Origin of the sequence: Burkholderia sp. ZZQ-2, from assembly GCF_050768715.1 — a bacterium.
GTDB lineage: Bacteria > Pseudomonadota > Gammaproteobacteria > Burkholderiales > Burkholderiaceae > Burkholderia > Burkholderia cepacia.
Window position 1 is genome coordinate 55,302 of sequence record NZ_LDVA01000102.1, and the last position, 13,397, is coordinate 68,698.

Annotated in this window: 14 protein-coding genes; 7 read left to right on the forward strand and 7 right to left on the reverse strand. The window is 65.1% G+C overall.

The window, feature by feature from the left end:
- Positions 1-211 precede the first annotated feature (211 nt).
- Positions 212-544, reverse strand: coding sequence for a DUF2322 family protein (locus ABY44_RS05470; protein WP_059696126.1), 333 nt, complete (start codon positions 542-544; stop codon positions 212-214).
- Positions 545-1,016: 472 nt separating this feature from the next.
- Here ABY44_RS05470 and ABY44_RS05475 point away from each other — a divergent pair, with 472 nt between their 5' ends.
- On the forward strand, positions 1,017-1,589 hold the full coding sequence (locus tag ABY44_RS05475; RefSeq protein WP_059696124.1) for a YbhB/YbcL family Raf kinase inhibitor-like protein: 573 nt from the start codon (positions 1,017-1,019) through the stop codon (positions 1,587-1,589).
- Positions 1,590-1,774: 185 nt separating this feature from the next.
- Here ABY44_RS05475 and ABY44_RS05480 read toward each other — a convergent pair whose 3' ends face one another.
- Positions 1,775-2,671, reverse strand: a complete 897-nt coding sequence (locus ABY44_RS05480) for an oxidoreductase (protein ID WP_060174189.1) — start codon at positions 2,669-2,671, stop codon at positions 1,775-1,777.
- Between the two features lie 14 nt (positions 2,672-2,685).
- On the reverse strand, positions 2,686-3,888 hold the full coding sequence (locus tag ABY44_RS05485; protein ID WP_060174225.1) for an MFS transporter: 1,203 nt from the start codon (positions 3,886-3,888) through the stop codon (positions 2,686-2,688).
- Positions 3,889-4,026: 138 nt separating this feature from the next.
- Between ABY44_RS05485 and gcvA the strand changes: the two genes are divergently transcribed.
- Entirely contained in the window at positions 4,027-4,959 is a 933-nt protein-coding gene (gcvA, locus tag ABY44_RS05490; RefSeq protein WP_060174190.1) for a transcriptional regulator GcvA, read from the forward strand.
- Positions 4,960-5,104: 145 nt separating this feature from the next.
- Here the strand turns inward: gcvA and ABY44_RS05495 are convergent, their stop codons facing one another.
- Positions 5,105-5,806, reverse strand: a complete 702-nt coding sequence (locus ABY44_RS05495; protein WP_060174191.1) for a flavin reductase family protein — start codon at positions 5,804-5,806, stop codon at positions 5,105-5,107.
- A gap of 226 nt (positions 5,807-6,032) precedes the next feature.
- On the opposite strand from ABY44_RS05495, the gene ABY44_RS05500 reads away from it, so the two are divergent.
- Positions 6,033-6,359 carry a thioredoxin family protein gene (locus tag ABY44_RS05500; RefSeq protein WP_006485487.1) on the forward strand — a complete coding sequence of 109 codons (327 nt, stop codon included), beginning with the start codon at positions 6,033-6,035 and terminating at the stop codon, positions 6,357-6,359.
- 10 nt (positions 6,360-6,369) lie between these two features.
- Positions 6,370-6,789: a secondary thiamine-phosphate synthase enzyme YjbQ gene (locus ABY44_RS05505; RefSeq protein ID WP_431640934.1), complete on the forward strand. Its 420-nt coding sequence runs from the start codon at positions 6,370-6,372 to the stop codon at positions 6,787-6,789.
- A 65-nt stretch (positions 6,790-6,854) separates the two neighbouring features.
- Here the strand turns inward: ABY44_RS05505 and atsR are convergent, their stop codons facing one another.
- The 3 genes from atsR to ABY44_RS05520 are packed head-to-tail and all read right to left on the reverse strand — an operon-like array spanning position 6,855 to position 10,097.
- Positions 6,855-8,675: a hybrid sensor histidine kinase/response regulator AtsR gene (atsR, locus tag ABY44_RS05510; RefSeq protein WP_060174192.1), complete on the reverse strand. Its 1,821-nt coding sequence runs from the start codon at positions 8,673-8,675 to the stop codon at positions 6,855-6,857.
- A complete protein-coding gene (locus ABY44_RS05515; protein WP_027789933.1) occupies positions 8,672-9,175 on the reverse strand; it encodes a molybdopterin-dependent oxidoreductase in 504 nt (167 codons plus the stop codon). Before ABY44_RS05515 ends, atsR begins: the two co-directional genes overlap by 4 nt.
- A 49-nt stretch (positions 9,176-9,224) precedes the next feature.
- Entirely contained in the window at positions 9,225-10,097 is an 873-nt protein-coding gene (locus ABY44_RS05520; RefSeq protein WP_027789932.1) for a response regulator, read from the reverse strand.
- A 358-nt stretch (positions 10,098-10,455) separates the two neighbouring features.
- Here ABY44_RS05520 and ABY44_RS05525 point away from each other — a divergent pair, with 358 nt between their 5' ends.
- From ABY44_RS05525 to ABY44_RS05535, 3 genes are all read left to right on the forward strand, one after another.
- Positions 10,456-11,043 carry a tetratricopeptide repeat protein gene (locus ABY44_RS05525; RefSeq protein ID WP_027789931.1) on the forward strand — a complete coding sequence of 196 codons (588 nt, stop codon included), beginning with the start codon at positions 10,456-10,458 and terminating at the stop codon, positions 11,041-11,043.
- Between the two features lie 120 nt (positions 11,044-11,163).
- Positions 11,164-11,991: a hypothetical protein gene (locus ABY44_RS05530; RefSeq protein WP_027789930.1), complete on the forward strand. Its 828-nt coding sequence runs from the start codon at positions 11,164-11,166 to the stop codon at positions 11,989-11,991.
- A 116-nt stretch (positions 11,992-12,107) separates the two neighbouring features.
- Positions 12,108-13,142 (forward strand): hypothetical protein, encoded by a 1,035-nt coding sequence (locus tag ABY44_RS05535; RefSeq protein ID WP_060174193.1) that lies wholly within the window; start codon positions 12,108-12,110, stop codon positions 13,140-13,142.
- The last annotated feature ends 255 nt before the right edge of the window (positions 13,143-13,397 follow it).

The window sequence follows — 13,397 nt, forward strand, 5'->3', positions numbered from 1 at the left end:
CGCCTTTCATCGAGCATGCCGACAAGCAGCAGGCCGTGGCATGTGCTCGACGAAAGAGATGTGTCCTTGGCGACATCAGCGCGGCAAGCCGGCAAGACGGGGCGCGACGGCGCTACAGCCGGAACGACGATGCCGCACGCACCTCCGTCGGTCGACGAGATGCAGGAACGTACCGCGCCTTGATGCCCGGTATCGTCGCTCCGCCGCTTGCTCAGCCCTTCGCGATGACGTCGATGCGCAGCGCTTCGCCGCCGTCGACGATCGCCAGCAGACGATCGACGTTCGGGTGCGCGCCCGGGCGGTTGCGTGCGTCGGCCGTATGTTCGGCGAACACGGCGAGGCCGTGCTCGGCCGCTTTCGCGTCGAGCGTGCCGAATGCCTGCTGCAGATAGTTGTACACGGCGAGCGAACCCTGTTTGCCGGGCTGGTTCTCGATGGTCGCGACCACGTCGCCGTTCGCGTCGACGAGATCGATGCGCGCGATGCCGTCGATGGCCGGCAATTGCGCGAGGTTGTCCTTGAATACAGGGGTCGGTTGAATCACTGAAAACACTCCGTCGGTTTGATCGTGGAAAGGTGGCGGCCTGTATGTTATCTGATTCGCCGCGATGCACTTTTCGACGCAACCGGGCGATCTGCACGGAGTCTGATTGTCCGATCGTAGGCGCGCGCGGCGGCCGATTGCGGGCACGCGGGAATGCTCCGCGACGTGCAGTCGGCCGGTTTGCCATGCCTGCTTCTCGTGCCGCCGCCGCTTCAGCGTGACAGTCGCGATCGCAATTTCAAGACATGCCGGTCGTCAATTGTTGCCATCAAGACAACACGGTGAACGCGTTGGCGACGCTACTGACGTCGGGAATCCAAATCTACAATTTGTTTGAGCGCGGGTTGTACAACGCTTGTTGCATGTTCCAACCCGACGTATCTGCCGCAACGAAACCGGCAACCCGTCCGCTTCGTCCAGCTGGATCGTTCTTGCCTGCTGCGGAAACGCCGTTCTTTTCAACGGAGCAACCATGACATTCAATTTCTTGCCGCGATCGACCCTCTGCTCCGCGATGCTCTTGTCGATCGTGCCGACCATCGCTGTCGCGGGAACGTTCTCCGTCAAAGTCGATGACCTGAACCATGGCCGGTTCGAGAACGAACAGGTCTACGGCGGATTTGGCTGCCACGGCGGAAACGTCTCGCCACGCATTTCGTGGTCCCATCTTCCTCACGGAACGAAGAGCGTCGTCGTGACCATTCACGACCCCGATGCCCCGACGGGCGGACTGGGCTGGATGCATTGGGGCGTCGTCAATATTCCGGCATCCGACACGTCGATCGAAAAGGGCGCCTCCGGCGATCCGAAGCGGATGCCTGCGGGGGCCATCGAAACGCTGACCGACTTCGGCGCGGCGAAATACGGCGGGCCTTGCCCGCCTCAGGGGGAGTCGCACCGATACATCGTTACGGCATCGGCGCTCTCTGTTCCGAGTATCGACGTGAACGCCACGTCGAGCCCGGCCCTCGTGGCATATCAGATGCACGGAAAAGTGATTGCCCGGGCTCGCTACGTTGCGATGTATCACCGGGCGGCAGAGTGAGCGTCCTGGCGGGAGGTCATCGCGGCGACCTCCCGTCGTCGACACTCAGGTTCACGCCGTTGACGAAACGCCCGTCGCTGCTGACGAGAAACAGTGCGGCGCGAGCCGGTGACCTGCGGCCGAATTCTATGACCGGTAAGGCGGTGAGTCTCGCGTCGATCGTATCCCCTGGGGTTTGCTTGCGACTAGCCCGGACCATCGCTGGCGGCAGCGAGAAGCGGAACGACCAGATCGCTGATCGGCGTCGGAATGCCGTGCGTTCGTCCGTAGCGCTGCACGACGCCGTTCCGGCAGTCCCATTCGAGCGGATGGTTGCTTTGTCGGTCGGCAAGGATGGACGTACCTAAATCGGGCGGAAAGCCATGCAATCCATCGACGATTTCCTGCGGCACTTCATCGCCCAGCTTCGCGCCCTCCGCCCGCGCGACCTCGAGACATTCCCGCAAGTAGGCGAGCGACAGTTCGGTGATGTCGCTTCGCGCGTACATGCCGGCGCGGCGACCGGTCAGCACCATGAGTCCCGCCACTGCGTTCTGCAAGAGCTTGCGCCAGGCGAGCGAGATGAAATCCTCCGCCACCTCCGGCGCGCAGCGCGTGCCGTGCAAAGCGGAGACCACCACGTTGCTCGCCGGCGTATCGGGCAGGGTGAGCCGAGGCTTGCCCCGCAGCCACACCGATGCGCCCGATTCGCGCTGCGCCGGAAACCAGACGACCGAAGGCACGACCGTGGCGCCGGACGCATACGGTGCGAACGCGGCTTTTTGCTCGACGCCGTTTTGCAGCACGCAGACGACGGTATTCGCATCGCATAGCGCGGAGACCCAGGGTGCTGCACTCGCTATCTGCGTCGACTTGACCGCAACGAACACGAGATCGAACTTTTCCTCGACCGCGTGCGGATCGGTCAGTACGGGCCCGGGCACGACGATCTCGCCGCCGTCGAAGCGCAGCTTCAACTGTTCGTGCGCCGAGCGGCCGCAAATCACCGGCGTGCGGCCGGCTTCATGAAGGGCCGCGGCGACGGTCGTTCCGATTGCGCCCGGACCGACGAGGGCGACGGTCGGGTAGTCAGCGTTCGTCATGGTGTTCATCCTGTTCAGTCATCCGCCAGATGCGGGCGCAGTGCGAGGGCGAGCGGAAAAATCGCGAGGGCGGTCAGCGCGGTCGCATACGTGGCGCCATGCACACCGATCCTGTCGCCCAGGAAACCGTAGAGAACAGGCGATATCGCGCCGGATGCGATCGTCCCTGTGTAGAAAATCGCGAATGCGCGCTCGGTGCGCTCGGGTGCGGACATCTCCGGAACGGTTCCGTACAGCACCGACGAAGTGCCGTTGAGCATCATACCCAGAATCGGCAGCAGCACCATGGCAAGTGCCAAAGGGAGATACATCACCGCGACGATGCACACGGCTGTACCACCCTCCGTGAGCAGCACCGTCCTGACCATACCCAGACGCGCGCCCAGCCAGCCACACATGAATTTGCCGGCCGCACCGCCTGTGAAAACGAGTGCAAGCGCCGTTCCCAGCAGTTGCGGCGAGACACCTTTTGCCTTGAGCAGGAAAGGCAGAAATGTCAGCAGTCCCATGCGTACCGCCGTATCGAGCACGCCGATGGAAAACAGGGTGGGGAATCCGCTTCCCCCAGTGCCGCTGCGTTGAGCGGACGCTTGTTCTTTGATCGCCGTCTTGCCGGCGCCACGCGGCACGGCGGGAAACCAGAGCGCGATGACGGCGGCCACGACGCAGCCCAATCCGGCGACGATCCATAGCGCGTGACGCCACGGCATCATGGTCACGAGCAGCGAAATGGCGGCCGGCAGTGCGGATTTCCCCAGATCGCCGGCAAAGTTGTAGATGCTCAGCGGGCCTCTCGCGTCGCGTCCGTAGAGGCGGGAGACGGCGCCCGATGCGATCGGATGCTGCGTGCTGGATCCGCCGCCCGAAATCGCCAGCGCCACGCCCAGACCGAGCAGGCCACCCGACAGGCCCGCGAGCGCATAACCGAGCGCGGCGAGCAGTGTGCCGAATGCGAGGGTCGTGCCGCTGCCCAGGTGTTGCGCGAGGCGCCCCGCGGACAACTGCAGCGTCGCCATCGTGCCGGCATAGATGCCGCGCAGGATGGCCAGGGCCGCAAAGTCGAGCCCGAATTCCGACTGCCACACGGGTAGCAGCGCGTAGATCATGTCCGTATAGCCATCGTGCATTGCGTGCGCAATGCAGGACAGCCACAGCACGCGCCGTCGGGGTGGCGCAGTCTCCCGCGTCGCGGGAGGGGAAAAAACCGGCAGGCGCATCGTCATTTGCTCCGTGCGAGCGGTCGGTGGAAGCCGCTCGTGGCATCGTTTTCACGCTCGATGTGTCAATTTTATGGGTGACGCAGCGGCCATTTCAATTGAACTAAAATCGCGTCAACGGAGAGAAAAAGTCACGTCATGAACGACAACCAGGACACGGCGAAGCATCGGGGCGAGTTGCCTCCGCTCAATGCGCTGCGCGCTTTCGATGCGGTCGCGCGGCACGGCAGCTTCGCGGGGGCGGCGGTGGAACTGCATGTCACCCACTGGGCCGTAGGCAAGCAGATCCGGCTGCTGGAGGACTGGTTCGGCCTGCCGTTGTTCGACCGTCGTCCGCGCGGTGTCGTGCTGACCGACGAAGGGGCCGCGCTGCTGCATGACGTCAGCCACGTGTTCGAGCGCCTCGGTACCGCGGTGGGGCGGCTGCGCCACGACACGTTCAAGCACCGGATATCGGGCGTCGTGCGGGTGAATGTGCCGATGAGCTTTGCGCTGTGCTGGCTGCTGCCGCGGCTCGCCGATTTCCATTCGCGCTACCCCGACATCGACGTGAGGGTGTCGACGACATCGCGCAAGTTGCGCTATGTCGCCGACGCTTTCGATATCGGTGTTCGTTCCGGTCCCGAGCAGGGCGCGAGCGTCGTATCGCGCCCGTTGATGCCCGACCTGCGCGTGCCGGCCTGCAATCCCGCATTGCTGCGCCGGCATCCGATACAGAGCGTGGCCGACCTGCGCCATCACACCCTGCTGCATTCGGCCACGACGCGCTCCGCCTGGTCGCACTGGTTGCAGGAAGCGGGGGCTTCCGATCTGCGCGCCGCGCGTCATGTCGAATTCGATCATGTGAATCTTCAGCTCGGCGCGGCCATCGAGGGGCTCGGCGTGGCCCTGGCATCACTGCCGCTGATCGGGCGCGATCTCGCCGAGGGGCGCCTCGTGTGTCCGATCGCGTCGCCCGTATGGCGTGCTGACGACTACATGCTGGTGACGAACGCCGATCGTACCGACGATGCCGCGGTGTCCGCGTTCGAGCAATGGATGGAACGCATGGCGGGCCGCGAGGCGGGATAGGCTCGCGGTGTCGATCCGCGCGATCGGCACGGCGATGCACAGGGCCGGCAGTACGAGGCGGTGCGGGGTCGGCGCAGCCGCATCGATACCGCCGGTGGAGACACGACGACGCGCCGGGTTTACTGCCATTGTGCCGGGCGCTTCGTTACCTTCCGGCGCCGGTCAACATGCCTGCTTCACGCGAACGCTCGATATCGGGGCTGCGATACGCGCGCTCGGGAATCTCCGCGAGCCGCGACGCATGCACCTGCCGCGGCTCCAGCCCGTAGAACTTCTGGAAGCTCATGATCAGCGGCGACCATTTGTCCGGATCGATGCGGTCTGCGTGGCCTTCCATCAGCAGGTCGGGATGCACGTGCACACGCTGGATGCGCAACTCGAACACGCGGATGTGGCCGCGCAGGTCCGGCGCCTCGTCGCCGATCCCGTGCGTGGCCGCGACGACCGCTTCCATGTGCACCGGGCATTCGAGCGCGCGCGGCGGCGCGACGGTTTGCGACGCGGTTGCGGTGAGCCCGGCCGTGCCGAACTTGTCGGGCTCGAATACGTAGCCTCTCGCGCGCTTCCCGTCGGGCACCGGATGCGTGCCCGTCATGCGCGCGATCCGGTCGACCGCGTCCGCCTGCGCCGACGACGGCAGATTCAGCACGCATTCGCCGGTGCGCAGCAGGTTGCGGGTGGTCTGCGAGCTGGCGGCGATGCCGATCACGCCGCGCCAGCCGAGCCAGAACGCGGACGAGATCGGCGCGAGATTGGGCGTGCCGTTTTCGTTCAGCGTGCTGACCAGCACGACGGGCGTGCCGAAATAGAGGATGTTCGGTTCGGTGACGCAATGCGGCGCATTCATGGCGGGTGCCCTCGGTGACGAATCAGTCCGCATGCTGATCCTGTCGCGGCGGCACGGCGCTCCGAATCTTGTCGTGTCATTCCGGAGGGGCGCAGGCGGCGTGGGCGCCGCAATGGGCAGGCCGGCATCACGCGCGCTTTTCCGCTAGAGTAGGAAATCGCAGGCCGCGACCGCCGCACCACGCACGCGGGCGCGGCCACGTTCCGCCAACGCACACGAGGGCCTGATGGATACCGAGCAACGCTACACCGCCAATGCACCGACGCGCGCGGAAGTCGACGCACTGGGCGGCGCCACCGTCATCGAATTCGGCGCGAACTGGTGCGGGATCTGCGCAGGCGCGCAGCCCGCGATCACTGCGTCGTTCTCCGCGCATCCTGCGGTGCGGCACCTGAAGATCGAGGATGGCCCGGGCCGCCCGCTCGGCCGCTCGTTCGGCGTCAAGCTGTGGCCGACGCTGGTGTTCCTGCGCGACGGTGTCGAGGTCGCGCGCGTCGTGCGTCCGGCCGACGCGAAGCAGATCGAAGCCGACGGCTTCGCCGCGCTCGCCTGAGGTCGCCGAGATGCAACAGGCCCTCACGCACATCGGCGTCGACACGCGCGGCAGCGGCCTCGTCGAATTCACGCCGCAGGTGCGCGCATTCGTCGACCAGCAGGCGATCCGCACCGGCCTGCTCACGGTGTTCTGCCGCCATACGTCGGCGTCGCTGCTGATCCAGGAGAATGCGGATCCATCGGTACAGCGCGATCTCGAACGCTACTTCGCGACGCTCGCACTGGAGGACGCCACGCGCTACGAGCACGACACCGAAGGGCCCGACGACATGCCCGCGCATCTGCGCACGGCGCTCACGCAGGTACAGCTGTCGATCCCGGTCGAGCACGGGCGCATGGTGCTCGGCACGTGGCAGGGCATTTACCTGTTCGAGCATCGCCGCGCCGCGCACCGGCGCGACATCGTGCTGCATCTGATCGGCGAATGAGTCTCGACGGGTGACGTCACGCGCGGCTCGCAATACGGTGCCGGTGCGCACACGGCATCGCGAGCTTACGCGAGCAGTTTGTCGACGAGCGCACCGAGTTCTCGCAGGTGGACGGGCTTCGGCAGGAATGCGTCGAATACCCGCTTGTTTTCGCCCAGCGCAGCCGATTCATATGCACTGACGCCGAGGATCGCCGGATGCCGGCCGTCGTCGTCGGGTTGCGCCACCGCGCGCATGCGCCGTGCGACGTCGAAACCGCTCAGGTCCGGAAGCTCGAGATCGAGCACGACGATGTCGTAGCGGCTCGCACCGAAGCGCGCGACGCCTTCCTGCCCGGTGCTGCACAGATCGACGTCGATGCCGAGCGCCGACAGCATCGCGCCGAGCGTTTCGCGTGCGTTGTCGTCGTCGTCGACCACCAGCGCGCGCCGGTCGCGGTACGCGGCCGCGTGCGGCAGCGCGGGCGCGTCGCCGGCCGCATTGCCGGCGGTGTCGATGCCGGGCACTTCGGCCGGCAGCGTCACGACGAACTCGCTGCCTTCGCCCACCGTGCTGCGCACGTCCACATGCCCACGCAGCGTCGTCACGATTTCGCGCACGACGGCGAGCCCCATGCCGATTCCGTCCACATGCAGCCCGACCGCGTCGTTCGCGCGATAGAACGGCTCGAAGATCTTCGACAGGTGCTGTTTCGCGATGCCGGCGCCCGTGTCGCGCACGGCGATCTTCAATTGCTGGCCGGCCGGCGCGTCGGCGAGCGTGATCGACACGTCGATCGATCCGCCGAGCGTGTACTTGACCGAGTTCTCGATCAGGTTCGACAGCACCTGACGCAGCAGCTTGCGATCGGAACGGATCGCAAGCTGCTGCGGCTCGACTCGCTGCGTGACCGTGATCCGCCTGGCCGCGATCTTCTCGCGCAGCGGGTCGAGCACCTCGGCGAGCAGCGACGCGATGCCGACGGTTTCCCGCTCGGTGAGGCGCTTCGTCGAGCGCAGCTTGATGTAGTCGGTCAGGTCCTTGACGAGCGCCTCGAGGGACAGCGCGGAATTCTGCAGCCGCCGGATCGTCTTCAGGTTCGCGTCCGACTGCGGGCGCGCGAGCAGGATCTCGACCGATCCGCAGATCGCCTGCAGCGGCGTGCGCAACTCGTGGCTGACCATCCCGAGGAATGCGTTCTTCGCCTCGATCATTTCGAACGCGCGATCGGACGCCTTGCGTTCCGCGTCGAGCGCTGCGTCCTGCCGTTCGAGCAGGTCGTCACGCGTGCGCATCGTATAGAACAGCAGCAGGAACAGCGCGCAGAGGATCACGCCGAGCACGATGCCGAGGATCAGGATCGCGCGCTGCTTTTCCTTCAGCTGATGGAACGTGAAGTCGCGCTGCGCCATCTCGATCGCGCGGAAATAGTTCGCGAGGCCGTTGACCTTCGGCCAGTACGCATTCACGTCGTCGATCACCTGCCGTGCGCGCTTCGGCGAATCGCGCAACGGTGGTACGTCGCGCTTCAGGCGCGTCATGAATTCGCCGAGCGCGTCGATCTCGTTGCGCGCGCGCGGGATGCGCAGCCAGTATTGGGACACTTCCGACGGCCGCTGCAGAAAGCCGAACGACACCGACAGGCTGTCGAGCTGCATCTGGACGTGATTGAAGTCGTCGTCCTCGTGCGTCGCGTAGAGGATCAGTTGCCGGTCGAACCGCGTATAGACGTTCCGGTATTGCGCGGCGGTCCAGAACACGCCTTCGCGGGGCCCTTCGAGTACGCCCTCGTTGACCGAGGTGGCGAGGAGGTCCCACAGCAGGAACGCCCACGCGGCGAACCCCATGATCCACAGCGAGCCGAGGACCAGGATGATTTTTCTATTTTTCCATCGCCCGCGTTTCATTTCACCGTCAGGCCGATGATCTGCCACGCGAACTTGGCTTCGCCGAGCGGCGTCTTCAGTTCGTCGGGATACTGGTCGCGCGGGTACATGATCCACAGCGGGCCATAGTTGTCGTTGTCGAGCACCTTGCCGTTCATCGTCCGCGCGAGGATCACGCCGTAGCGATCGGCGTCGGACACGGGAATCGTGAACGTGTACTCGTCGATGCAGCGGAACTCGATCTGCGTGCCGTGCGCGCCGACGGTCTTCAGGATGTCGGACAGGCGCGGGCCGGTGAAGGTCGCCTTCGGCGTCCAGCTCGTCGACGTGACGATCGTGTGCTGGGGCAGCGCCATCAGCGCCTGCTCGGAGAAGACGTAGGCCGTCTTGCCCGGCTGGTTGTGCCTGTCGATCTTGCCGTCGACGGTGAACGTGAACGACGAGGCGGCCCACGCCGCGGCGGCCATGCCGAGCAGGCAGGCCGTCAGCAGGCTCTTGGTCCAGATGGTCGGAATTCGCATGTCATTCCCTCGGTCTTGTCGCGTGGTGTGGCGGCTTGTGTTTCCGGTCTCAGTTCGCGGCGGCCGCGGCCGGCAGCGTGATCTTCAGTTCGCGCGCCACTTCGGCGAACAGGATCGGCAGGCGCACCGGCTTTTCCTCGCAGCGCGCGTTGTAGTGCGACACGATGTGCGCGATTTCGTCTTCGCTCGCTTCACCGGTCGAGATCTTGCCGGTCAGCAGGAAGATCGGCGCGCCGCTGTTCTCGCTCGAGCGGATGCCGCGCACGAGTTCGGCGGCGGTCTGGTCGCCGAGCATCCAGTCGAGGATGTAACCGTCGAAATCCTCTACCTCGAGTGCCTTGCGGAACGATGCGCCGTCGAAGTACGGGATCGCGTTCACGCCTTTTTCGATGAAATATTCACATACGGTTTCGGCGACGTCCTGCGAATCGTCGACCACGGCGATCCGCGCCGCATACACGTTCGGCTGGGACGAGCGCAGCTCGATCACGTCGACCGGATACGTGCGGCCCTCGCGCGCGTGCTGACGCTCGGTGATGAGCCACTCGCCCTGCCATTGCAGCGCGACGAAGTCCGTCTCGATCTGGCTGCTGGCCTTGGTCGAGATCGCGGCGCGGCAGCGAAAGCGCCGCGACTCGATTACGAGCGTCGCGTCGATCATCTCGGCGGCGGCCGGCTGCGTGCCCTTGTCGTCGAGCAGGATCGCGGGCGGCACGCCGAAATGCGTCGCGATGTCCTGCAACTGCGACAGGTTCCACGGGATCAGGCCCTTCATCTTGCGGGTGACGACAGAGAAGCTGAGGCCGAGCACGTTCGCGATCGTCGTGTTGTGACTTCGCGGCGGAATGCCGTTCCGGTTCAGTAGGTCGCGCACCTTGTTGGCGGTGATCAGATCGACGTTGGCCTGCTCGCTGTTGGACATCTCGATGGGGTCTCCAGGGGTTTTGGCGAGGGAGAGCATATCAAAACTGACGTGACACGCAAACTTTGAAAAAGCGAATCACCTTGACATGCTGTTTTTCTCCATTATTATTGCTCACCACGTCACCTTTGTTTGTCGCGTCATGTTTGGAGATCGCAGCCGGCGGGAGCCGGTACAACGAAAAGCGACAACAATGAAGCGGTGACTGAACGATTCGAAGAGAGAACCTGAGAGAGCCTTGGGGTGCGTGTCGGCGTCGACGGATTGTATCCGTTGCGCCGCGCGCCGCCGGGTGCGAGCTCACGGGGGTGAAAGGCTCGAAGAATTGCGGCGCCAATAAAACTTGAGGAAAGTACCAATGTTCCGCCGTCTACTCGCACCGGGGCTGCTGTTGCTGTTGGCCGCGTGCGCGCAGGATCCGTCCGTCACCGGCAACACGGTGCGGATCTGCGACGACACGGGTTGTTCTTACCGCCCGAAAGATCAGGTCTCCTATCAGAAAAAGGACGATTCGGAAGACCGGGAAGATCCGCGCATCGCCGCGCTGAAGCAAACCGCGAAGACCCAGCCGAAGGCCGCGTACGACCTCGGCCTGCGCTACTTCCGCGGCGACGGCGTGCGCCAGGACAGCTACCAGGCCCTCAAGTGGATGCGCGAGGCCGCCGAGCGCGGCGACCTGCAGGCGCAGAAGGCGCTCGGCAGTTTCTACCTGTTCGGCCTCGAGGAAATGGGCTCCGACGCGCGCGAAGCGGAGAAGTGGCTGTCGATCGCGGCCGGCCGCGGCGACAAGGAGTCGAAGAAGCTGCTCGACCTTGCACGCAAGGCCAAGAAGGAAGACGAAGAAGACTGGAAATGGCGCACGCAGTGGCGTGACGTCTATTACGGCTACTGGTACTCGGGCTATCCGTACTACGGCGTCTGGCAGCAGACGTACTGGTACTACTGACCGGGCCTGAAGCAACGGGGGCAGCAGCGGGGAGACCACCATCGCGCGCCAGCCGGGGGGCTTATCGAAGTTCGCACGAACACATAAGCCGAACAACGACTCTAATCGATCGACAACGACATGAAGACCAACCTTTCCCAACGTCTCACTCAAGGTGCGCTGGTCGCAGCGCTTTGCGCGTCCGTGGCGGGCTGCGGCGGCATGGTGACGCCCGGCGGTCAGAACGCGGGCGTGACCGGTGCCGCCGCGGGCGGCACGAGCGCCGGCGCCGATACGGGGCTGCAGCGCTGCGCGTCGCCGCTCGGCACGATCGCGGTCGACGACGGCCGCAATGCCGACTGGTGGGGCCCGTTCGGCAGCGCGACCAAGATGACGACGATCGACCCGCTGCTGCGCCTGGCCGTCCAGCAGTCGAACTGCTTCGTGATCACGTCGATCGGCAACCAGAAGAGCGACGCGCGCCTGTCGCGCATCACGCAGCTGCAGCGCAACTCGGGCGAATACCGCGCGGGCTCGAAGCAGCAGAAGGGCCAGCGTGTCGCGGCCGACTACTACATGGAACCGCAGATCGTCATCAACGATTCGCCGATCGGCGGCATCGGCAGCATGATCGGCGGGCTGATCGGCAACAGCGCGGTGGCGGCTGTGGCCGGCCACCTGCAGACGAAGGCATCGGTCGTCACGCTGACGCTGTTCGACGTGCGCTCGGCCGTGCAGATCGCGGCATCGGAAGGCAGCTCGACGGCGACCAACTACGGTGCCGCGCTGGGCGGCTTCGGCGGCGGCGTGGGCGGTGCGCTCGCGGGCTTCTCGTCGACGCCGGAAGGCAAGGCGACGGTCGTCGCGTTCATCGACGCGTACAACAAGATGGTCGTCGCACTGCGCAGCTACAAGGCGCAGGACGTCAAGGGCGGCCTCGGCCGCGGCGGCCAGCTGCAGGTCAACTGACGTTGACGGGCCCGCGGCGCGCCGCGGGCCGATTTCCGATTCGAGACTGTCCGTACGCGTGGCGTGATTCCGCGCGTACCGGCTTCGCTCATCTTTTTTGCTTCGAGGTGACCCCGATGAAAGCCGCTGCATTGATCGCATTGACCTGTCTGGCGCTGACCGCTTGCGGCGGCGACGACAATTCCTCGCCCGCCGCGTCCGGCGGATCGGGGACGAGCAACAACGGCGGCACCGGCGGCACTGGCGGCACAGGCGGTAGTGGAAGCGGCGGCAACGGCGGCAGCGGTGGCTCGGGCAGTTCGGGCGGTTCGGGCGGCGGCACGATGACGTGGCGCTACGACGCGCAGCCGACCGCGGCGGATCAGGCGAGTTTCCTGACGCTCCTCAACAGTGAAGGCGCAAAGGGCTACCGCTATCTGGGCGACTATTACTACAACGCATCCAGCGGCGGTTCGCGCTCGATCTTCGTGAACGACGGCACCGCGCAGACCTACACGTACCAGTTGCAATCCACGCCGGGCGACTGGACGACGTTCCTCAACCAGGCCAACACGCAGGGCACGAACGGCTATCGCTACGAAGGGCCGCTCACGTACGGCTACCTGTATCGCAAGGATGGCGGTTCGTCGGCCACCTACACGTACACGACGACCGGCCTGCCTGCCGACCCGAACGCGTTCCTCACGCAGGCGAACGGCCAGGGCCAGTCGGGCTACTGGTTCCTGGGCCCGATGGTGATCGGCTCGGTACAGGCGAACGTGTACATGAAGAACAATGCGTCGGGCGCGACCTACACGTACGACGCCCTCGCGCCGACGACGAACGTCAGCGACTTCATCGCGCAGGCCAACAGCGAAGGCGCGAAGGGTTATCGCGCGAAGGGCGGGATGCTGTTCGGCAGCACGATCTCGTGGGTCTACGTGAAGGACCAGACGCAATCGCCGACCTTCACCTACCAGTCGGCCGCGATCCAGTCGACCGGCGCGAGCTTCGTGCAGCAGGCGAACGGTTTCGGTGCGCAAGGCTCCGCTTACCTGAGCGATATCGCGCTCGGCACCACGCCGCCGATCGTGACGGCATCGTTCTATTTCAAGCCGACGAACTGCACGGGCTTCCTGTGCACGACGCTCAATCCGCTCACGCAGAACTGAGCGGGCGCTGCCGGCACAACGGCGGTGCGCGGGCGATCCTGCCGGGTCGTTCCGCGCGGGTCGAATCGGGTGCCTCGGTGCGTCGCGAGATTCGTTGACGCATCTTTTGCCGCCGGCTTGCCGGCGGTATTTCATTTCAGGCGTGCCTCCCGCGATTCGATGAAGCAACCTATCCGGACGGACAGGTGCGCGACACACGATTCCGCCGTCGAGTTTCGTTCAAGTTCAAAACAATCATTCAAACAAATAGGACGT